Consider the following 22,235-nt stretch of genomic DNA (forward strand, 5'->3'; position numbering starts at 1 on the left):
GGCCCATACAAATGAAAAACTGCCAGGGATCCTTCATTCCCTGGCAGTTTTTGTGCAGTAACACTTGATTCCCAATTCCTTCAAACCCTGCTTCCTTTACCTAGTCATGTAATAATAACTTCGCAGCTTTTATACTAAACTGCAATTTAAAAGCAATATCCCTCGATTTTAAATCAACTCCTAATAAGTCTTCAATTCTAGACAAACGGAACTTTACAGTATTTCGATGAACATACAAAGCCCTTGCCGCATCTTCTATTCTCCCTCTTGAAAATAGGTAGGTTTCCAGCGTTTTTAACAACTCCCCCTCATTTTCCCTAACATATACAATAATCGGCTGAATCATGGATAGCACGTATTGAGTCATGGCATCCTTAGGGATTTGATTTATTAAATCTTCAACTTCAACGCTTGCGTAATCATTGATATTAGTCGGGTTGACCCTCGAGCCAAGTTGAATAGCCTTTTTGGCCTCAATAAGCCCTTCTTTCATATTGTAGATTTCTTTTTTCACCTTGCTTAACCCCATGGATAGTGAAGTGCCAGGATTATCTGCGGATATAAGACCTTCTAAAAGGACGGCAATTTTTTGAGCCTGCAGAAGCAGGTGTTCATCAGTCACCATTCCTTTTCCTTGCAGGATGATCAATTGACCATCGAAGTCGATATTCCAATACTTAAAATCTTTTTTTTCCGTTTGGTTTAATTTCTCCAACATTCTGTCAATTGGAAAGAATGAATCCCCTTCTTCTTTCGTTCCATTTATTAAAAGCAGAATATATGGCCTATCGGGATTAAAGCCAAATTCCTGTAATTGGGGGATAAAAGATGAACTCCAATTTTCACCACTCAAAAGAGAATGAAAAACTTCAACACTTCCTTTTCCATTGTTTTTCACTTTCTCCTTATTAACAAGTTCATATGTAAAGCTGAATAATAAGTCGGATAAAGGCATTTCATAAGGAATCTCCAGTAATGGGAAATTGTACTTGTTCGCTTCTTCTACCATTCCAGGAGGAATCGTAGAAAGAAACCTCTTAATCTTGATAGCTAATCCAGCACTTCCTCTTTTCGACAATTCCCTAACAAGATTAATTTGAGCATTCAGGTCATCTTTAAACACATAACCAGTTGTCAGTAGGAGTTCCCCTCGTTTAATCCATGATATATCCGGATGATCCATTATACTTACTGAATTAATTACCCGAGTTAACCCTTGACTTCCTCCAATAACTTCCACTTGATTTAGGGCAGGAAGCTTCAAAGCTTTTTCGATCGTTAAATACATATTTCTCCCCCTATTCTTCTTAATTATATACAGAATGCACTTGAATGAATATTCATATTTTTCCAAAAAATAGTCTTGATTTAGCATTATGGCGGTGATAATATAAAAACAGATTAATTTTGTAAATGCTGTTTCTTAATAAACAACAACTAAATCGACCGTAAGGAAGCGTTTACAAAATCACGAGGAGGCGATTTCATTAAATCAACGTATTTGGAAAGCTCTTACTAATTAAAAGGGGGCAATCATGGAAAATTTGAGCAAATTAAACACGCTATTGTTAGGTTTGCAGCATGTTTGTGTAATGTATGGAGGAGCGGTAGCTGTTCCACTAATCGTCGGTCCTGCAATCGGCTTGACACAAGAACAGATCATATACCTGATCTCGTTTGATTTACTCGCCTGCGGGATAGTCACCTTGCTTCAAGTTATTGGCGGTAAAGGATTTGGTATAAGATTACCGGCCTTAATGGCTGTTTCTTTCATCGTGGTTGAGCCAGTAATAGCCATAGGATCAGTCCATGGTATAACCGGGGTTTTAGGCGCAGTTATGGTATCTGGAATAATTGTTGCTATTTTATCAGGGTTAATCGGTAAATTGATACCCTTTTTCCCACCAATTGTTGCAGGTTCCGTCATTTTAATCATAGGCGTGTCATTAATGCCAGTTGCCATGAAAAATGCAGCGGGCGGAAGCGGTTCCCCCACCTTTGGAGATCCTATGAATCTAATGCTAGCCTGTTTTACCCTCCTGTGTTTCCTTTTGTTGAATACACTTACCAAAGGTTTCATGAAAGCGGTTTCAGTTCTTTTCGCCATGGTTCTTGGTACTATATTGGCTGGTTTTCTAGGTATGGTCGATACCTCTGGATTTACAGAGGCCAGCTGGTTTACAATGGTGACTCCTTTCTATTTTGGGGTACCCACCTTCGACTTTTCATCTATTATCACTATGACTATCATATCTTTAATCATTGCTGTTGAAAGCATAGGGGTCTTTTTGACACTCGGGGAAGTATGCGGGAAGGAAATAACCGAAAAAGATGTGGAAAAAGGGCTCCGTGCAGAAGGAATGGGGAGCTTCATAAGTGGTATCTTCAACTCTTTCAACCATTCTACCTTCTCACAAAATGTTGGCTTGGTCTTGCTGACAAAGGTAACTCAGCGCTCGGTAGTAATCACGGCAGGTTGCATTCTAATCACTCTGGCTTTTGTGCCTAAGGTTGCCGGTCTTACGACGATGATCCCTTTACCCGTTCTGGGCGGGGCTATGATACCAATGTTTGGAATGCTTCTATCTGCAGCTTTGGGGATGGTAGCCAAAGCTGACTTAAGCAAACCTTCCAATCAATTGACGATTGCACTTGGAATAGGAGTCGGTCTAGCAATCAAGGGGGTCCCGGAAGCATTCGATAAATTCCCGGAAACAGTCCAATTAATATGTGGAAATGGAGTGGTAATGGGTACAATAACACTGGTTGTGTTAAATGCCATCCTGAATGGAAAATCAAATCCATCTATTACACACCATCATTCCATACCCGATATTCAACCAAGTATAAGCCAGAATATTAATATACACCCTTAGAAAGTAGCGGACAAGGCAATCTCTAAGGGTGTCTAGTTGGCTAGGTTGCCCAACACTTTTAATTATAACCTTATTCAGGGAATTTTCAAACAAATAATACAAGCACCTTGCAACAGCCTATTTAATAGGTAAGCAAGGTGCTTTTTTTTACTCAATTAGGGCGATGGCTCTTCGACTTGTTTCATTTGAAAAGAGAGCGATATACCCCTCCTGGTGAATCATCCCCGAAATTCTCGAGAAAGATGTGGGAAATGACCTTTTTTTGAGTCTATTTTCAAGGGGGCCCTTAAATTGTAATTTTTTTTATAAAGGCTGATTTCGTAAAGATTGTTGCTTAAGATTGCGGCAGCAACCTAGGAATTGAAGTAAAACCAATCTTAAGTTAAGTATACAACTTCACCTTTTAAAAAAAGAACCAACTACATCCGTTCTAACCAGGAGCAAAAAGTTAAATGGTCATATTTCATTACTCTTAATCATAAGGAACAAGGAGAACATTTATTAGGGGGGGCTTTATGAGAACAAGATATAGAAGATGGACAGAATATCCTTACCCAGGGGAGAGTATCCCACCTAAAGGTTCTCCAGAGGCAGGAAATTGGCCGATGTTTTTTATTTCAAGAGGAAGAGACAATGATTTCCTGGACCCCTTTCATCAACGTATTATTTGGCGAACTAAAAATCCGATAGATATTGATTGGGAAACTGAGTTATTCATTGTAGAGGAGACATTAAAGTCATTAACTTCTCAGCAAATACGCATCGCACAATATTGGGGAACAGGTGAATTAACTGCGAAAATTACTACACTAATTTTCAATTTATCTAAAAAGTATAAGCTGGGATCACCGAGTGTTGCCAGGGTACAGGCATATTTCCACGCTGCTATGAATGATACCTTTGTTATGACGTGGTTTTTCAAGTATCATTGGGATGTTGCACGTCCAAATCAATATGGCAGAAATCTATCTACTGTGTTGTTTACCCCCCGTTTTCCAGCTTACCCTTCTGCACACGCTACTGTGGCGGGATGCGCAGAGGCAGTATTAAGTTATATTTTCCCTCAAGAGTCATCAGAAATTAAAAAATTAATGGAAGAAAGTGCTCAATCCCGTTTGTACGCTGGCGTACATTTTAACGAAGATAACATTGAAGGCTTACGGTTAGGCAGACAAATTGGCGAGGTAGTCGTAAGTTTATTAATGGTACAAAATCTAAATACGCTTCAATAATATTTTTGGTTCAGGTTCAGGTTAAGCTAACCTGAACCTTAGTAGCATAAAGAAAGAGCTGCATTAAAGTCAGCCCCGATCTTCAGCTAAAGCCCCCCCCAAGGAACATCCTATTTATCACTTTCGGTGCTATTTTGCTAATTTTGCTCATCCACCTATAAAAACCAGCTACCTTCACCAATGACTTTTTACTTTGTCATCGCTGATTGCCGTAGCTCTTCAGAATAAGCTGTGCAAAAACTTTTTCACAGGAATTCAATTATTTTATATTGAATTACTAGAAGAATTTTATACAAGAAGAAGGAGGATTATAGTGGGGATAAAAATTGACGAATACGAACTTCTTGACATAGATTCAGGCCCTTATGGAATAACTGATGGAAAAGATGGTGCGCTATGGTTTACACAACATAAAGCAAATCAAATTGGTCGAATGACTGTTAACGGTGAAGCCACTCATTTCGTTGTTCCTACACCCAATGCAGGTGTGCTATCTATAATCTCCACAACTCAGGCTGATGTATGGTTTACGGAAAATAGGGCGAATAAAATTGGAAAACTTACAGTAACAGGTGAAATCATCGAATATACTCTCCCGAGTCCAAATTCAGCACCTTTTGGAATAACTGAAGGACACGATGAAGACATTTGGTTTACTGAAATGAATGGAAATAGAATAGGGTTAAATTTTACCATCAGGTGAAATTATTCAGTATGATTTACCGATTCCTGGCTCCTACCCCTCTTTTATTGTCGCTGGACCTGACGGTGACATTTGGTTCGCTGAGGAATGCAATAAGATAGGTCGGCTAAGTTTATTATAAAAATCCTGAAAGGCAGTGGATATCCATGGAATCAAATAAGCAACATGGTCCAAATCCTAAAGATAAATATCCGATTAAAGGAAATCGCGTCGTGCAATTTATAAAAAATACAATTACTAGACCAAACATTATTGTGGGTGAATACTCATATTACGATGCAAGAAATGGTGAATCTTTTGAAGATCAAGTGTTATATCACTACGAATTCTTCGGTGATCGACTTGTCATCGGGAAATTTTGTGCCATAGCACCTGGTGTAACGTTTATTATGAATGGAGCTAACCATAGAATGGATGGTTTTTCAACCTACCCATTCAATATTTTCGGACACGGTTGGGAGAAATATACGCCAACGTTAGATCAGTTGCCGTTTAAAGGTGATACCGTAATTGGAAATGATGTTTGGATAGGAATGGATACTGTCATTATGCCAGGAATAAAAATAGAGGATGGTGCAATTGTAGCAGCCAAATCGGTTATTACCAAAGAGGCACCTTACACGATCTTTGGAGGAAATCCGAAAAGAAACTTAAAACCCGCTTTTCAGAAGAAACTATTAACGAATTGCTGGAAATTAAATGGTGGGATTTAGATATTGATATCATTTCAGCCCATATTGATGTGATAGTAAGTGGAGATATGGAGAGTCTAAGAAATTTAAAAAATAAAATATGACAAAGTAACAACTTCCGAGAATCCGTGTTTGGCAGAAAAAGAATCATTTTCTTGTTCTACAAACGTACACTTTAGTGGAGGAAAAATCACAGAAATGATCAAACTTTTTATAATAGAATCATTCAATTGAATATGTTTAGAGCTTGTTTTGATCAATCTTTTAAAACACGCTCTTTCTTTTTGTTTGTTTTGTCGCTTTTTTATCACCGAATGCCAAACTTCGGTATTTTGTATGATAAGCAAATCCCAGCAAAAAAAGCCGTTTCCTGTACGTTAGGAAATGACTTTTTTTATTTCTCTTGCTGTGCTAAAGATTGATCAAAATTTCTAGTAATTTAGTTTACTTATTTTTAGATCCTTAATTAACTACGCACCCGTTAATTCATTAAGAAAAAGCTCCGATCCTAAACTAAAGCACCTGTTAGTTCAAAAAAAACTGATTTCGTAGAGAAATTGGTTATTTTATTTTTTACTTCCCTGAGACCAGATAACCACTGGAATCAATAATAAAGATAATAACCCTCCAATAAATGATAATGTTGTATAACTTGAACCAGCCACAATCATTCCAGATAAGGCTCCACCAGAAGCTCCTGATAATGCAATTAAAACATCCACTGTACCTTGAGTTTTAGCTCGAGTTGAAGTTTCAGTTGAATCAACAATAAGAGCAGTCCCACTTATTAAACCAAAATTCCATCCTAATCCAAGTAAAGAAAGAGCAATTACTAGGAGAATCATAGAATCACCTGGTGCAATCGCTGATATTAAACCTGCCAGAAGCAACGTAGCTCCAGAGGCAATAGCCATAGCAGTACGACCAAACTTATCAACAAGGACACCTGTAACCAGTGAAGGGAGATACATTGCACCTATATGAAATCCAATAACAAGACCTATTTCACCCAAGTTATGTCCATGATGCCTCATATGAACTGGTGTCATTGTCATAATAGCCACCATTACAATTTGAGTAAGGACCATAATTGTCGCACCAACAATAATACCTCTTTTGTTTTCTATTTGTTCAGTATCAGTCGAATGTTCTATTCGATTACTTTCTTGGTTGGACGCTTCTATTGTTCTTGCTATAACTAATGGGTCTGGGCGAAGCATAACGAAAAGTACAAGACCTGCTAAGATAAATGCTGCTGCTGATAAAATGAAAGGACCAGCAAGTGATGGAATGCCAATAGAAAGAGCAAAATCCCCCATTACATTCACTAAATTTGGACCTACAACTGCACCAAATGTTGTAAACACCATAGTAATACTAATGGCAGTAGCCCGCTGTTTATTGTTTGCTAAGTCCGTACCAGCGTAACGAGCTTGTAAATTTGTCGCTGTTCCTGCACCATAAATAAGTAGGGAAGCAAATAAAAGGAAAACGCTATTTATGATAGCTGCAGTTATGACTCCTATTGCTCCAAGTCCACCTATCATAAAACCAGCTGTTAGACCTGTACGACGACCGTAACGTTGAGAAAGTCTCCCTACGATTAAAGCAGCCCCTGCAGACCCTAAAGTAAATAAACCCGAAGGAATTCCAGCAAATGCATCTGTGCCAAGCATTTGTTGTGCAAGAAGTGCCCCCACCGTAACTCCAGCTGCTAACCCAGCACCACCAAAAATTTGTGAAATACTTATAATAATTAATGTACGTTTGTATAACATTTTTTGTTTTTCTTGATCTACATAACCCTGGTTCATTTGATATGTTTTACTAGTCATTTGTTAAGACCTCATTTATCATTCTGTAATTTCTTCCAATCATGTACACCTTCCTCTAAACGAAATGCATTAACACCTTTGGATCTTAAAAGTTCAACAGCTTCCCTGACATTATACAGTAACAACCACGACAATAAGCAACTACATCACAATTGCTTGGTAAAGTTGAATGTTTCTCGCTTAACTCTTCAATCGGCATAGAAACTGCACCAGGAATATGAGCTTCTTCATATTCACCATAGGTCTTACATCCAACAATATACCTTCATCTTTATCCATCCATTCTTTAAGTTCTGAAAGTGAAACCCCATCCATGCCAAGAACTCTTGCTTAATTTGTTGAACCTGTACAAACTGTTTTTCTGATAATGTATGCAAGGAACCCTTGAATTTTCAAGGATACGATATCAAATAAAAAGTTAATGATCAAAGTAGGGATTAGAATGGATATAAGTCCTGGTATTTCTTGCACAACAATTGCTCCTTAATGGAATTAGATTATAAAAATTTGTGTCCTTAAAAGATTTATTAAAACTACCTAATTTTAACAAAAATGAGTGTGTTTGTGTAAATATCAAACTGTGAAGTACATATACACTACGCTTATTGAACTAAATTAGACAATAAATTAAATTTATCGATTTATATTCTTTGTCATACCAATGGTAAACTTCTCAAATCCAAAAGTTTCATAATATGATTTCAAACCTTCTACACACATAAGTTGAGGAATTATTCGATTTTGCTCACAATGTTCAATTATTCGATTCAACATTTCTTTGCCGATTCCTTTGGACTGGTAGCTCGGTAGTACACACACTCCACATACAATTCCAGTAATCACACCATCTGAAATAACACGTCCCATACCCACTAACTGTTGTTCATTAAAAGCATATATTGCATACCAACTTTGATTGCACATTTGTTTCAAATCATTAACAGTTAATTTAAGTGAATTCCAGCCTAAAGAATCATATAAGGTTATTAATTGCTTAAAATTTTCAGGGGGTTCTATTGTATAATGTATAGTTCTTTCCATATAAGCCTCCTTGAATTTTTGTATCTTACAGCTTTATATCAATAAATTTGTATACTTTTTTACATATCCCCTTCTACAAACCTTCCCCTTTAGCTCATAAGAAAAAGAGCTGCTGAGGCAACTCCTTATAGAAGTAAAGCACCGTTAGTTCTATATGAAAAGCGAAACTTCTTCAAGAATCGCACCCATACCAATTAATGAAGAACTCCTTCCTGAAGGTGGCAGATGAGTGCAAAAATATTTTGCAATCGACACACAAAAATTATTCATGCAAAAAAAATTGGCAGTCTATAGTTTCTAAAACTCTTTTAAAGCTGCGAATTACCTTGAGAAAAGAAGTTGGCCCGATACTTGCATTGTAGATTGATAAAGATTTAAAAACTTAGGAGGTACACACATATGACGTTAATCAAAAAGGTTTAAAAATAAGGAGAATCAAAACCGGATTTGGTTAAAATTTTATTCCACTACTCAGAAAAAGAAGTTGCTGAAAAACTGCGCAAAGTTAATGGTCGATTTATCATTCTAAAGGAAAAACAAATTTATAAAATTTTTTATTGGAGGCCTATTATGTGGGTAATCACTGTTCATTCAAAGAACAACATTAAAATATATGAGTTTGACTCTGAAAAAGAAGCTAAAGATGCTTTCAGGAGGATGCAAGGTTGTAAAATCCTAACAGAAGTAATTTATTTTAATGATCATGAATTAGTTAACGTATAAAAATTCAGAATTTTTCGCTAATAAGCACCTTGTTCAAAATCGAATGATATGAAAGAGAAAGTTTCACTATTTTAGGAATGAGTAATTACAGCAATGGATATAAAGGGGTTTATAAATTAAAGGGGAGATATGTTAATGGAAACTAAATACTGTAAAGAATCAAGAGTTATAAGAACAAGCCGGATTTTTCCAAATGATGTAAAAAATCATAATACTTTGTTCGGTGGCCGTTTGATGAGTCACTTGGATCAAGTATCCTCAACTTCTGCAGCGCGTCATAGCCGTAGGGAATGTGTAACTGCTTCAACAGATTCAGTTGATTTTTTACATCCAATTCAAACAACAGATGCAGTCTCCTTTGAATCTTATGTAACATGGACAGGCACCTCATCGATGGAGGTTTTCGTTAAAATTATTGCAGAAGACTTAATTAGCGGTAAACGTAAAATCGCAGCAACTGCACTATTAACTTTTGTAGCACTTGATCAACATAACCGGCCAACACGTGTTCCACAAGTCATTCCTGAAACAGAAGAAGAGCGAAAGTTACATGAAACCGCACCTGATCGAGCAAGAATTCGTAAGGAAAGGAAACAAAACAGTAAGGAATTGGCTGCATTTTTAACTACAAATTATCCCTGGGAACATATAGTTCATGCTAAGCTTCTTAACGGATAAGGGTAAACCAATCTACGAAAAATAAAAATAAAAATCTTCTGAGCCTTTACTCCCGTGAGCAGAGGCTTTTTTCTTCTATTGATAACGATTAACATTATATTCTTCAATAATTAGTTCGGCGCATTACCTCAACAATTCCACTTACGGGACATTTCATCACCTTCTTATTCTCTTTAGATGCAGTTGAATGGATTTAACATCCCCTTCCTTAGCTTGTTTAACGTTGAAGTACTTGGAAATTTCACATTAACAAAGGTTTAATCGAATTCAGAGAGGTATACAAGAAGAAGATATAAGGGAAACAAATCATTATTTTGGACGATAATTTATGTATCCCCCAAAAAAAATTTTAGTTTTTTGAGGGATAGTTTTAAAGTCACATATGTTTACTTTTTTTTTCTTTCCTGAGCTTTTAATGCTATTTTTTCAAGTCCATTATTCGCAAATTCTACATCCGTTTTAGGTAAAGCATTATTATTCTTAAATTGCTTATTCTTATTTTTAGACATTTTTTCACCACCCCTGTAGATTGATTTAGTTATACAACTTGGATGCCAACATTAATAAATACACTATGTTATTTTCCTTTTTCGTTATCGGCAACCAGTATTTTTAGTTTGCGTTCTTTTTTGCAGGCTATGCTATTTGAGATTCTTCTTCAACTTTACTACCCCTTTAGTATTTAAACACCAGCAATAAGATTTAAAAATTTCATCGAAACCACCTCATGAATTTAACTAACCATTATTTCTAATAACCGTTTTAGAGGAACTGAATATCAATGGTCTTACCGGACATTTGTTTACGAATGAATGCAGCAAGACATGTTCGTTCAACGAGAATTTCTAAAAAAACCGTATGCTAAATTTAGCATACGGTTTTTTTAACAAAGAAAAACGAATTTTTAATTCATTAAATGTGTGACATAGCCTTCTGGATGTAGTCGGAAAGCTGTTTATTATTTAAGCCAATAACGTTCAGCTGCTTTGGATACCTCAGGATCCCCGTCAACTTATTGACGAATTCATTCCATCGTTTTTTGCCGGCAACCTTACTATACAACCTGACACTGTGTTAGGCTCAAGTCCTTTTAGTTATTTTCATTAAAAAGTTTTATCTATCCAATCAACACTTTATATCAGTCTTTTAACTTTAAGAAGTAAGCCATTTGATATTTTATTGAATTACCCTAAAAAGCTTATTTCATTTGTTGCATACAGAAAACGCTGCCATAAAGACAGCTCCAAGCTTAAGCTAATACACCTGTTAGTTTTATAAACTTATTGTTGAGTTGACACAAACTGTGAAGGAGGGATCAGAGTGGAGAATATCATTAGAGAAGAGAGAAAAACGCAAAAAAAGGCGTTCAATTTAATCATTTTTATTGATTTTACCGTCGTTCCCCTTGTCAATACCAGTAGCGTTATTAAATATTTGCGGAAACAAGTTTAACCCCTGATCCATAGCATTCATTGAATCTGCTTTTTGGCCAAGTTTTTTTGACTTTTCTTGTTTTTTTATTTTTTCCGCCTCCTAAAATTAGGATTCGTAGTAAATAAAAAAATATTCCAAAGTAATTTAAATACAGTTCGAATAAACTATGCTACTTGAACTAAACTGCCCCTTTCTGCATAACAAAAGGGTTACCTCAGCTACCTTCCTTATCGAGGCACCTGTTAGCGAGCATTCGTAAGAAATAATAAATTTACCGTGGGAATTCTATTAGACATATTGTTGAGTTGGCACAACTGTACGTCCGTTTAATAAAGAAGTAGTTTAGTGGAAGTAAGGTGATTAATAAAGCTTAGGCTTTTTACTTGGAATATAGTAAAAAAGCAGTGAGGGATTTCACCTCACTGACATGTTCCTTTATTTTGTTAAAATCTTCGTGTGCCGTTTTCGAAAATTAATTGAATTATTTTCACTAATAAAAGTTGAACCTAAAAGGAGTGTGCCACCTATGATTTGAACAATTGTCATTTTTTCCTGTAAGATTACAGCAGAAATCAGTATAGCTACAAAAGGATCTACATAGCTTAGCATAGCAATATTTTGTCCCTTTAACTTTAGCATCCCAGAAAAAAATAACCAAAAGCCAATACCAGTGTTAACAACGCCTAAGAGTATTATAAAAGGAATGGAAGATCTTGATACTTCCAAGATACCAAATCCCTCAGTGAATAATACATAGGGAAAGAGAAGTAAAGCAGTTGTTCCAAGTTGAATGATTGTAATCTCTAACATGCCCATGTTTCGAATGAATTTATTTAATAACATTAAGGCTGCGTAAAATGCAGCCGCAACTAACCCGAAAAGGATTCCAAATAGATCATCTTTACCAGAGGCGCTAATGCCGTTTCCAATAATCAATAACATACCTAATATCGCAACACCAATACAAACAATCTTTTTAATTGGTAAAAGCTCCTTAAGTACAAATGGTGAGAGAACCATGACAAACACTGGCGCAAAATAATACCCCAGTGTTGCATTAGCGAGTGTTGTATGATCGTAGGATTGATAAAGAAAAATCCAATTCCCTCCCAATGCGATCGCAGAAAGAAAAAGGGTAGAAGTATTACCTTTCACCAATTTCCATGGAATGGATTTCTTCATAATGAAAAATACAAACACTAAAAATAGACACCCAATTGAACTACTTAGAAAAGCTGTTTCACTCGAAGATAAATCAATGTATTTTACAACTAAACCCATTGTACCGAAAATAATCATTGATAATATAAACTGAATTTTAGATTTCATGTCTACTCCTTCGAATCTGCGAAACAGCTTATATATTTCGCAGATTCTTAATCTGTTTTATATATAAGCGTATATAAAGGAGTAAATGGTGGTGGTGGTGATGTCGAAACGGGCTTTGTAATGTATGGATTTATAAATGATATTGGCATAATAAGCCTCCTGATTATTCAAATGTAAGATTTATTAATAATACAATTATAATCTTATTTTTTGAATTGGTTATTTTAAGAATAGTGGTTTCATTAAACATTTAGAAGGTAAATATATTTATTAGTGGTTTTGGTGTGGTTGATTTAATTATTTTTTGTTTCCTTTAGTTACAAACATATTGTCTCTTTATTTAGTTCACGATGTAATACATCACCCATACGCTTCATGCCTTCAATGATTTGGTCTTCAGGCATATTCGAGTAATTTAAACGTAAAGTGTTCTTCTGTGTGCCATTTGGAAAGAATGGAACACCAGGAACACAAGCAACATTATTTTTCAAGCACTCTGTAAATATATGTTTGGAATCAACCCCCTCTGGGAGCTCAACCCAAATAAACAAACCACCTTCTGGCTTACTGTAAGACAAATTTTCCGGAAAGAATTCTTTTATGCATTTTAACATTTTTGTACATCTTGCTTTATATACTGCTTTGATTTTTTTAATATGCTCTTCCATCTCGTAAAGTTCCATATACTTAGCTGTTATCCTTTGAGCAAAGCTGTCGGTATGTAAATCAGCTGTTTGCTTGAAAGCCACGTACTTATCAATAAACGATTGATCTGCACAAATCCATCCAATTCGCATGCCTGGAGTGAAAATTTTAGAGAACGTGCTCATATAAATTACTCTGTTCTCTGTGTCAAAATGTTTCACTGGCGGGATTCCCTCTCCAGCAAACCTAATAGCTCCATAAGGATTATCTTCTACAATCAGTACATCGTATTGATTAGCAAGTTCGATCATTCTTTTACGTCTTTGAAGTGTTAATGTACGACCTGTAGGGTTCTGGAAATCGGGAATAGTATAGATGAATTTTGCGCCAGGATGCTCTTGCAGTTTCCGCTCTAGCTCTTCCATTATCATCCCATCATTGTCCATGGCTACTTCCACAAATTGTGCATTGTATGATTTAAATGCATTAATGGCTGCAAGATAGGTTGGGCTTTCACAAATAATGGTATCTCCTTCGTTGATAAATAATCTTCCAGTAAGATCTATTGCTTGCTGGGACCCTGAAGTGATAAGAACATTGTTAATAGCAGAGTTAATCCCAATGGCTTTCATCCTTTGACAAATAGCTTCTCTCAACGGACCATAGCCTTCAGTAGTACTATATTGAAGAGACGCCGCGCCCTCTTCATTCAATACAACATTGCAAGCAACTTTAAGGGCTTCAACAGGAAACAGCTCCGGAGCTGGAAGTCCTCCCGCAAAAGAAATGACTTCTGGCCTTTCTGTTACTTTTAAAATTTCACGGGTCTCAGAAGAATTAACTAGACGGGCCCTCTCAGCAAATTTATTTTCCATTTGTAAACATTCCTTCCTTTAACATTTCAATTTTTTTACCTACCACTTTTAATTTTATTGGAATATTCAGATTTTTTAATAAAGGGATAAGCCTATGACACCAAAATTATATTTTCTTTCATCCCCAACTAAGTTTGAATTATCATAACACGTAAAAAAAAAGCCATACAATATAATTATTGTATGGCAAACAATATTTATTTTACATTTCAATTATTTTTCTTAGTATTATAAGAGCTCTTTCAAGTTCCTCTCTCGTTTCTGGAGCACAAATCCCCACACGTACGGCATTTGCTGGTGCGACATTACCTACCGCAAATCGCCCTCCACTATATACCTGTACACCTTGTGCTGCAGCTAGTTGTTCAAATTGGTCACCTGTATACTGATGCGGCAAATGTAACCAATGAAAAATCCCTGTTTCTTCACCTAAACAGTTCTCTTTACCTAAATATTGATTAACCAACTGATTGCGAGCTTTTGTTTCCTCTTTATGAAATGCAACAATGTTTTCAAACTGATTCGATACAATTACTCGTGATGCTAACTCAGCAAGAAGTGGGGATACGGAAATATTTAAATTATAAAGAGCTTTTCGAGTAGAATCCAGGTATTTTAAAGGAACTGCCACATAAGCAAGACGGAGTCCAGGTGCCATCGATTTAGATAAACTCGCTATATAAATCGTATGCTCAGGGGCATATGTCGCTACAGCTGGCAACACTTTTTCTTGGATTAAATGATACGCTCCATCTTCAATAATAAATAAATTATACTTTACAGCAATCTCAGCAATAGCCTTACGAGTTTCAACGCTCATCGTATAAGTCATCGGATTCTGGTAATCTGGAATAATGTATAATCCTTTAATATTTTCATTTTTACATGCATAAAGAAGTGCTTCCGGACTCATTTCATCAGATTCTGAACGAATTGGTACAAGCTGAATCCCCAGCATCGCGGCTGCTGTCTTTAAGCCTGGATATGTATGGTGATCTACACCAATTCGATCTCCATGCTGACAAAGGCCTGCAAGTGTTGCTGTGATGGCGTTTTGTCCGCCATTAGCAAGTAAGATATGTTCTCTAGTCGTTTCAAAACCGGCAAATTTCAATAATTTGACGCCTGCATCTTTTTGCCAAATCGCATCGCCTGGCCGACTGTATCCAAACCATCTCGCACAATCTGATTCTTGTAACATCGATTGCAATAAGTCAAATAAAGGTCCATACGACACACGATCTGGTAAAATTGCTCCCATTTCAATTAAATGCTTTGGCTTTTCTTCTGCAAGCAAATAAGCGTTCGAAATCGCATCATACGAAACATAAGTGCCACTACCAATGGTCGCACTGACCAGTCCTTTTAACTCAGATACTTTAAAAGCTTTCGAAATCGTACTTAGATTCACCTCTAAGTAATCCGCTAACTCCCTTTGTGGTGGAAGTTTCGTGCCAGGCACTAAGCGCCCCTCTATAATGTCATATTCTAACTGCTTAGCTAATGCCTGATAAATCGGTCTGTCTTCTCGATTTATTGTCGGCTTCCATGTCATTGGATAATCCTCAAACGAATTAACCGGCACATTCCTCATCCTTTTTCATACAATCAGTAATCATACAATTATAAAATTGTATGGCAACAAATTCAAATCCATAAATTCTTTTAAAATTTTTTACTAGTAGTGTGCGGAACGCTCGTGCCCTGGAATATTCACGCAGCATGGATATTCTGGAAAGGAACCCATTAGTGGAAGAAAAAACTATGGAGTTACTTGCAGACTCAGTGTTACCTTTTTTATCCATCATTAACATTCCTTATTAATAAAAGCATTACTCCTTCAACAATCCTGACATTTAGCTTAATAACAACTATTTCAAATTTTAGTCATTTGCACAATCATTTACTCCAGAATATGGCCCAATTAAAGATCAAACAGCACTTTACAACTATCCTGCCCGATAGTTCCATAAGATTAAAGACAGCTCTTATCTAAGAGGATACACGTTTGTTCAAGAATCTGAATAACATTTTTAAAATTAATAGCTTTTAATCACCAAATGCAAATATTATTTCTGTTTCGCAAACTAATTCTCCATCAACTGTAGCTATACCTTTACCTTTCCCTATAAGACCTTTTAATCTAGTGATTTCAACCTCAAGACGAAGTTGATCTCCTGGTTTTACTTGCTTTTTAAAACGACATTTATCTATACCTGCTAAAAGCCCTAATCGTCCTTCGTTTCCTTCTTTAGTTAACATCACAACTGAACTTACTTGAGCTAATGCTTCTACAATTAATACACCTGGCATAACTGGGTAATTGGGGAAGTGCCCGTTAAAAAAATTCTCATTTGCTGTAACATTTTTTATACCAACTGCTCTTTTTCCTTCTTCTAATTCCAAAATCCTATCCACTAAAAGAAATGGATAACGATGTCTAATTACTTCCTTAATTTTTTGAGTATCTAACATCATTAAAGCCCCCATAACAATACTATTTTATTAATATCTATTTATATTATCACTTGGTATTAATAGTTGGTACTAAAAAATTACCCTTATGCAACTATCCTGCCCCGTTAGTGTATTAAGAACAAAATAAAAAGGACCCTCGGTCCCTTAAAAATACTTTCTATACAAGTCTCTGCGAATTGCACCACTTAGATATGCATAAATTTTTGTGGTTTCACTTTTTTCATGCCCCATTAAATTTTGAATCACTTCTAGAAGCGCTCCATTATTCAATAAATTTGTGGCGTAACTATGTCTAAGCTGGTGGGGATGAATGCTCTTTTTAATGTCCGTTCTCTTTGCTACCAGTTTTATAATGTTTCTCGCTTGAGAAATACTCATTCGATGGGGTGCGCGTGTTGTCACAAATAGTGCTTCCTCATGATCTTTTCGCTCACTTAAATATCGCTTCAACCATATTTCACAACGAGTATTGAAATATACTTCTCGTTCTTTACGCCCTTTACCTAAAACGATTGCTGATTGATTAGAGAAGTTGATTGAGGCCCTATCTAGAGTTATTGCTTCACCAATTCTGCATCCTGTTGAATACATAAACTCAAATAAAGCATTTTCGAATGTTGTATGACAAGCTTCCCGCAAATGTTCAATTTCTTCTTCAGACAAGTATTTTGGTACCCTTAATTCTAATTTTGGTTCCTTGATTTTGGAAGCAGGATTTCCATTAATTAAATGTTCATCATGAGCCCATCTAAATAAAGATTTAATAAATCGAATTCTGTGACCCAGACTGGATGGCTTAAGCTTTTCAGCTGCTTTTCCCAGATAAACTTAAAGAGAATTAGTTGAAAGTTCTTGAATGGATATATTTCCAAAACTATTCACCAACAAGTTAAATTGGACATAATAGGCCTTTAATGTTTGTGGAGAATAACCTTGGATTTGCTTATCTGCCTTATATAAACCCCATACATCAGTTAAGATCCTATTTGTTTCTCTCCAATCTATACCATATTAATTGACAGTATAGACAAAAGAAGAACTATTATACTAGATTAGTAGATTTTTATATTAAGTAATAACACCTGTTAGCTAAAGAAGAAAAACTGCCTTAAAACAGGCTTTAATCTTCAGCTAACGCACCCGTTAATTTAAGTAGATTTTTTCACAAACTCCCCATATTACACTATTTATTAATAACAATTGATAATTTATAATTTGCATGCTCGTTTAAGTCTTCCAAAAATTGATTTAAAAGTTCATTTGATGGAAATTTGCATTCGAGAAGATAACAGCCATCTCCACTGATTTTATAGTTATTTATGATGTATTGTTCTTGTGTTTTTATGAACGACAGATAAGGTTGGTGATAAGTGCTTTGTGTAATGATAGTAATAAAAGCATGGATAAAACAACCTAATTTAACTTGATTAACTTTAATGGCATATCCCTCAATCACTCCATTATCCTCCAATTTAGCAACTCTAGATGCAGCTGCTTGACCAGTCAAATGGACTTTCTCCCCCAATTCTTTCATCGTGATTCGACTGTTTTTGGATAGTTCATGTAAGATACCCATATCCGTATTATCTAACATTTATTCAAATCCTTTCAATTATCAAGTCAAAGGGCCAAAAGACTTGATTTTATCTATGTATTTGCTAATTGTCCATAGTATAAACTATACGTATATTAAAGAATAGGAGCGATAAAGATGAATATTAAACAAATTCGAAATGCCACACTTGTTGTCGAATATGCAGGCAAAAAGTTTTTAATAGATCCGATGTTAGCTGAGAAAGGTACGTACCCACCGTTCCCAAATTCATTAAGACAAGATCAATTTAATCCTTTAGTTAGTTTACCAACATCGATTGAAAATATTATTCATGATATAGATGCTGTCATTGTCACTCACCTACATCTAGACCACTTTGATGATGTGGCCAAAGAGGTATTGCCAAAAGATATCAAAATGTTTGTTCAAAATGAGGAAGATGCTACAGAAGTTAGAAACGCCGGTTTCCAAAATGTAGAGGTTTTACAAGAAGATACAGTCTTTGAGGGTATCCAATTAATCAAAACAAAAGGCGAGCACGGAAGAGGAGAAATATTAAAACTTGCTGGATTAGTATGTGGCGTTGTCTTCAAACACTCAAATGAAAAAACGTTATATGTAGCTGGAGATACAGTATGGTATGACGCAGTCCAAGAAGTGATTGATACAAATAAACCAGAAATCATTGCTGTAAATGGTGGAAATAATCAATTCTTTGAAGGCGGTTCACTCATCATGGGGAAAGAGGATATATATGAAGTGTACAAGTCTGCCCCTAACGCTCAGATTATTGTGAGCCACATGGAAGCCGTCAATCACTGGACACTATCAAAAAAAGAATTAAAAAGCTTTCTTGATGAAAAGGGAATCTCTTCTACTGTTTTAATCCCAGATGATGGCGAATCATACTCATTATAGGTTGAAAAATGAACAAAAATATCATGAAGGGAGGAGATGAAAATGCAAACAAAATCTAAAGTGTGGACGAAAGATTTTATCATTCTTTCTTTAGTTAATTTTTTCTTAACATTAATATTCTTTTTATTAAATGCAACAATCACCCTTTATGCTTTAAATGAATTCAATGCATCTACAAGCCAAGCTGGTCTTGTAGCCGGTATTTTCATTATCGGGGCATTAATCGGTCGTTTGTTTACCGGGCCGTTCATGAATACAATTGGGCCAAAACGAATATTAATGATCGGGTTAATCTTTTTTACATTAACTACATTGTTATACTTTATAGATTACGGGATTTCCTTTCTCATAATGAGCCGGTTCGTAAACGGTATTACAGTGGGTATAGCGACTACCGTAATTGGTACGATTGTCGCCCTCACAATACCGGAATTACGGAGAGGGGAAGGAATTGGCTACTTTGCTGTAAGTACAGCACTGGCTACTGGACTCGGTCCATTCATTGGCCTTTACATGAGTCAGCATAAAAGCTTCGACATGATTTTTAGTTTCAGCCTTGTTTTAGGGATTATTAGCTTAGTAACCGGATTCTTCGTTAATATCCCTTTATCGAAAACAACGAAAATGAAACACGAAAATGTAGGATTTAAGCTTTCCGGCTTCATTGAGCCAAAAGCACTTCCCATTGGTATCATTATCCTTACGATGGCCTTCTGTTTCTCCGGTGTTCTTTCTTATTTAAATTTATATGCTATCAAGTTAGATTTAGTGGATACGGCAAGCTTTTTCTTTATTGTATATACAGCCTCTGTCTTGGTATCACGACCATTCACCGGCCGGTTGATGGACAGAAAAGGAGCAAACTTTATTATGTATCCGGCCTTTATCCTTTTTGGAGTCGGAATGCTGCTCCTCAGTTCAGCAAACAACAGTGTAACCTTCTTATTAGCAGGTGCTTTGATTGGTTTTGGCTTTGGTAACATTTTGTCAGTAGGTCAGACAATAGCAGTTAATTTGGCTGCACCTCACCGCATGGGCCTCGCCACAGCCACTTTCTTTATATCTTTTGACATAGGTAATGGATTTGGCCCTTCACTTCTTGGATTGGTCATTCCAACAACCGGTTATAATGCCCTGTATGCGATTTTGGGTATCGTCGTCTTTGCAACGTCTACCCTCTACTACTTCCTATACGGCAAAAAAGAACGTGCATATCGGTTACGTATGGCTGAATCAAGTTAATAAATGTTTGGCAAAGGACATCCTACAGCAATCTGGATGTCCTTTTAACTTAACTTTATATTTTAAGGAGGATTATATGCTTTCAAATTACCGAAAAATATTTAAGGAATTAAACGACGTTTTGAAATCGCACAGCAGTTTGCGATTTCAAAACGTGCTGTAAGCCAAGTATTATCAAAACTTGAAGCACAACATTTTATTAAACGAGAGAGCAATCCAAATAATCACCGTGAATTTTTCATCGTGTTAGCTGAAGAGGGATTGGCTTATCAAGCATTAATCGAGGAAGCCGACGAGGAATTTGTCGAGAAACATTATACGGATATCGAGCTAGAAAGTCTGCGAAATGTACTACAAACTATGAAGAAAGTGAATGCATCTATTTCAAAGTCCTTAAAATAGGATAGCGCCTGTATTGATGTCATTTGAGGAAATAATTCATCATGAATCGAAAAGAAAAAGTGTCTATCGCACTTGTATTATCTAGTTTATTTATTGCATATGTAGGGATTGGATTAGTAGTACCGGTCATGCCTTCCATCGCGGAGGAATTAAGTCTTAGTGGTGCTAATGTCGGATACTTATACGCTGTAATGGCCGTTGCTCAATTACTTGCCTCTCCTTTTACCGGCATTTGGGTTGATACAATCGGTCGAAAAAAAATGATTGTGATTGGCTTACTATTATTCTCGTTTTCTAAACTTTTATTTGGATTCGGAAACGAAACATGGGTACTGTTTGTTAGCCGACTATTAGGCGGCGTGAGTGAAGCCTTTATTATGCCGGCAGTAATTACGTATATTGCAGATAAAACAACGATGGCGAATCGAGCAAAAGCGTTAGGCTACCAATCGGCTGCGATTAGCTTAGGGTTTATTATTGGACCCGCAATCGGTGGGTTCATTGCAGAGCTGGGCATTCGTGCCCCATTCTTCTTTGCTGCTGCAATCTCATTTATCACTGCAATTGTCATTTTTATCGTATTAGAAGAGCCAATTTCAAAAGGGCAGCTTCAAAAAAATCGCGAATCGAATGTACGTCCACAAATTATTCAAGAATTTAAAAAGTCATTCAATCCGCAGTACTTCACGCCATTATTCATCGTGTTTGTACTTGCATTTGGACTTGCAATTTATGAAATGATGTTAAGCTTATTCGTTGATGAAAAGTTTGGTTTTACTGTACGTGATATTTCAATTATTATCACAGTCGGTTCCATTGCTGGGGTTGTTGCGCAAATATTATTCTTTGATAAGCTTGTATCGTTATTTGGAGAGAAATTGATTATTACTATGTCTCTATTATCGGCTGCGATTTTTATTTTTGTGACTATTTTAATTGACGGTTACTGGCTCATCATTGCCATTACAAGCATTGTATTCTTCTCTTGCGACATTTTACGTCCAGCTGTAACATCATTTTTATCAAAAATTGCTGGGGAGAATCAGGGCTTCATTGCTGGTATGAACTCTGCTTATACAAGCTTAGGAATTATATTAGGCCCTATCGTTGGTGGTATTTTATTTGATATCCATATCGATATACCGTATATATTTGCAGCAATTATACTTATAATCGCCTTTATAATTTCAACAGTAAAACTAAAGAAACCTACTTTTAATTAATTCCCTTTGGAAGTCCACTACCTCTTAAAAGATAATGGAAGAAAAGTAACTGCGTCATTCAGCCCTGCAGATGGTTCAGTTTCCCTTACTGTTGGTAGAAAATAATGCCTCAACACACAAAAAGCTAAGAGAAAATTTTCTTAGCTTTTTGCTAATCTTTATTCCATAAACTGGACCAAATGTTGAATAAAGATCAAAACAACTATCCCTGCCCCGATAGTTTCATAAAATCGAGTAGGAGGAGGCGCCTAGCCTCCGACCTCTCACACCACCGTACATACCGTTCGGTATACGGCGGTTCAGTTTAAGTCTGACGTAGTTTTGTATATCGTTCATATAGATTGACTAACCCAT

21 protein-coding genes and 2 pseudogenes are annotated in these 22,235 nt (G+C 36.1%); 12 read left to right on the top strand and 11 right to left on the bottom strand.

Annotated features, from left to right (window positions below; all coding sequences use genetic code 11):
• Positions 1-100: 100 nt before the first annotated feature.
• Positions 101-1,288 carry a PucR family transcriptional regulator gene (locus tag Q8G36_RS25335; RefSeq protein WP_305162538.1) on the bottom strand — a complete coding sequence of 396 codons (1,188 nt, stop codon included), beginning with the start codon at positions 1,286-1,288 and terminating at the stop codon, positions 101-103.
• Between the two features lie 247 nt (positions 1,289-1,535).
• Between Q8G36_RS25335 and Q8G36_RS25340 the strand changes: the two genes are divergently transcribed.
• From Q8G36_RS25340 to Q8G36_RS25355, 4 genes and pseudogenes are all read left to right on the top strand, one after another.
• On the top strand, positions 1,536-2,876 hold the full coding sequence (locus tag Q8G36_RS25340) for a nucleobase:cation symporter-2 family protein (protein ID WP_305162539.1): 1,341 nt from the start codon (positions 1,536-1,538) through the stop codon (positions 2,874-2,876).
• A 515-nt stretch (positions 2,877-3,391) separates the two neighbouring features.
• Entirely contained in the window at positions 3,392-4,108 is a 717-nt protein-coding gene (locus Q8G36_RS25345) for a vanadium-dependent haloperoxidase (protein ID WP_305162540.1), read from the top strand.
• Positions 4,109-4,421: 313 nt separating this feature from the next.
• Complete coding sequence (locus Q8G36_RS25350; RefSeq protein ID WP_305162541.1) at positions 4,422-4,811, top strand: virginiamycin B lyase family protein; 390 nt, start codon at positions 4,422-4,424, stop codon at positions 4,809-4,811.
• Positions 4,812-4,957: 146 nt separating this feature from the next.
• Positions 4,958-5,607 (top strand): annotated as a pseudogene (locus Q8G36_RS25355) (Vat family streptogramin A O-acetyltransferase).
• Positions 5,608-6,069: 462 nt separating this feature from the next.
• Here Q8G36_RS25355 and Q8G36_RS25360 read toward each other — a convergent pair.
• From Q8G36_RS25360 to Q8G36_RS25365, 3 genes are all read right to left on the bottom strand, one after another.
• On the bottom strand, positions 6,070-7,338 hold the full coding sequence (locus tag Q8G36_RS25360; RefSeq protein ID WP_305162542.1) for an MFS transporter: 1,269 nt from the start codon (positions 7,336-7,338) through the stop codon (positions 6,070-6,072).
• Between the two features lie 85 nt (positions 7,339-7,423).
• Positions 7,424-7,537 (bottom strand): hypothetical protein, encoded by a 114-nt coding sequence (locus Q8G36_RS29090; protein ID WP_336622995.1) that lies wholly within the window; start codon positions 7,535-7,537, stop codon positions 7,424-7,426.
• A 434-nt stretch (positions 7,538-7,971) separates the two neighbouring features.
• Complete coding sequence (locus Q8G36_RS25365; protein WP_305162543.1) at positions 7,972-8,379, bottom strand: GNAT family N-acetyltransferase; 408 nt, start codon at positions 8,377-8,379, stop codon at positions 7,972-7,974.
• 447 nt (positions 8,380-8,826) lie between these two features.
• On the opposite strand from Q8G36_RS25365, the gene Q8G36_RS25370 reads away from it, so the two are divergent.
• A complete protein-coding gene (locus Q8G36_RS25370) occupies positions 8,827-9,102 on the top strand; it encodes a hypothetical protein (RefSeq protein WP_305162545.1) in 276 nt (91 codons plus the stop codon).
• A 135-nt stretch (positions 9,103-9,237) separates the two neighbouring features.
• On the top strand, positions 9,238-9,780 hold the full coding sequence (locus tag Q8G36_RS25375; protein ID WP_305162546.1) for an acyl-CoA thioesterase: 543 nt from the start codon (positions 9,238-9,240) through the stop codon (positions 9,778-9,780).
• A 386-nt stretch (positions 9,781-10,166) separates the two neighbouring features.
• On the opposite strand, the gene Q8G36_RS25380 is transcribed toward Q8G36_RS25375, so the two are convergent.
• The gene (locus Q8G36_RS25380) at positions 10,167-10,289 is read right to left on the bottom strand and encodes a hypothetical protein (protein WP_305162547.1); all 123 of its coding nucleotides are present in this window, start codon (positions 10,287-10,289) and stop codon (positions 10,167-10,169) included.
• Between the two features lie 811 nt (positions 10,290-11,100).
• Here Q8G36_RS25380 and Q8G36_RS25385 point away from each other — a divergent pair.
• Positions 11,101-11,232, top strand: coding sequence for a hypothetical protein (locus tag Q8G36_RS25385; RefSeq protein WP_305162548.1), 132 nt, complete (start codon positions 11,101-11,103; stop codon positions 11,230-11,232).
• 417 nt (positions 11,233-11,649) lie between these two features.
• On the opposite strand, the gene Q8G36_RS25390 is transcribed toward Q8G36_RS25385, so the two are convergent.
• From Q8G36_RS25390 to Q8G36_RS25415, 6 genes are all read right to left on the bottom strand, one after another.
• Complete coding sequence (locus tag Q8G36_RS25390; RefSeq protein ID WP_305162549.1) at positions 11,650-12,543, bottom strand: DMT family transporter; 894 nt, start codon at positions 12,541-12,543, stop codon at positions 11,650-11,652.
• A gap of 317 nt (positions 12,544-12,860) precedes the next feature.
• The gene (locus Q8G36_RS25395) at positions 12,861-14,063 is read right to left on the bottom strand and encodes a PLP-dependent aminotransferase family protein (protein ID WP_305162550.1); all 1,203 of its coding nucleotides are present in this window, start codon (positions 14,061-14,063) and stop codon (positions 12,861-12,863) included.
• 202 nt (positions 14,064-14,265) lie between these two features.
• A complete protein-coding gene (locus Q8G36_RS25400; RefSeq protein WP_305162551.1) occupies positions 14,266-15,648 on the bottom strand; it encodes a PLP-dependent aminotransferase family protein in 1,383 nt (460 codons plus the stop codon).
• Positions 15,649-16,112: 464 nt separating this feature from the next.
• Entirely contained in the window at positions 16,113-16,538 is a 426-nt protein-coding gene (fabZ, locus tag Q8G36_RS25405; protein WP_305162552.1) for a 3-hydroxyacyl-ACP dehydratase FabZ, read from the bottom strand.
• Positions 16,539-16,685: 147 nt separating this feature from the next.
• Complete coding sequence (locus Q8G36_RS25410; protein ID WP_305162558.1) at positions 16,686-17,363, bottom strand: tyrosine-type recombinase/integrase; 678 nt, start codon at positions 17,361-17,363, stop codon at positions 16,686-16,688.
• Positions 17,364-17,724: 361 nt separating this feature from the next.
• Positions 17,725-18,135 carry an Lrp/AsnC family transcriptional regulator gene (locus Q8G36_RS25415; RefSeq protein WP_283917486.1) on the bottom strand — a complete coding sequence of 137 codons (411 nt, stop codon included), beginning with the start codon at positions 18,133-18,135 and terminating at the stop codon, positions 17,725-17,727.
• Between the two features lie 117 nt (positions 18,136-18,252).
• Here Q8G36_RS25415 and Q8G36_RS25420 point away from each other — a divergent pair, with 117 nt between their 5' ends.
• The 5 genes and pseudogenes from Q8G36_RS25420 (at position 18,253) to Q8G36_RS25435 (ending at position 21,881) form a co-directional block, all read left to right on the top strand.
• Positions 18,253-19,014 carry an MBL fold metallo-hydrolase gene (locus tag Q8G36_RS25420; RefSeq protein WP_305162554.1) on the top strand — a complete coding sequence of 254 codons (762 nt, stop codon included), beginning with the start codon at positions 18,253-18,255 and terminating at the stop codon, positions 19,012-19,014.
• 36 nt (positions 19,015-19,050) lie between these two features.
• A complete protein-coding gene (locus Q8G36_RS25425) occupies positions 19,051-20,256 on the top strand; it encodes an MFS transporter (RefSeq protein ID WP_370694122.1) in 1,206 nt (401 codons plus the stop codon).
• 126 nt (positions 20,257-20,382) lie between these two features.
• Positions 20,383-20,478: pseudogene (locus Q8G36_RS29460) on the top strand (MarR family winged helix-turn-helix transcriptional regulator); the annotation flags it as partial.
• A gap of 21 nt (positions 20,479-20,499) precedes the next feature.
• Entirely contained in the window at positions 20,500-20,658 is a 159-nt protein-coding gene (locus Q8G36_RS25430) for a hypothetical protein (RefSeq protein ID WP_305162556.1), read from the top strand.
• Between the two features lie 41 nt (positions 20,659-20,699).
• Entirely contained in the window at positions 20,700-21,881 is a 1,182-nt protein-coding gene (locus tag Q8G36_RS25435) for an MFS transporter (protein ID WP_305162557.1), read from the top strand.
• Positions 21,882-22,235 lie beyond the last annotated feature (354 nt).

The sequence above is a fragment of the Peribacillus frigoritolerans genome, from assembly GCF_030676415.1.
GTDB classification, from domain to species: Bacteria; Bacillota; Bacilli; order Bacillales; family DSM-1321; genus Peribacillus; species Peribacillus frigoritolerans_A.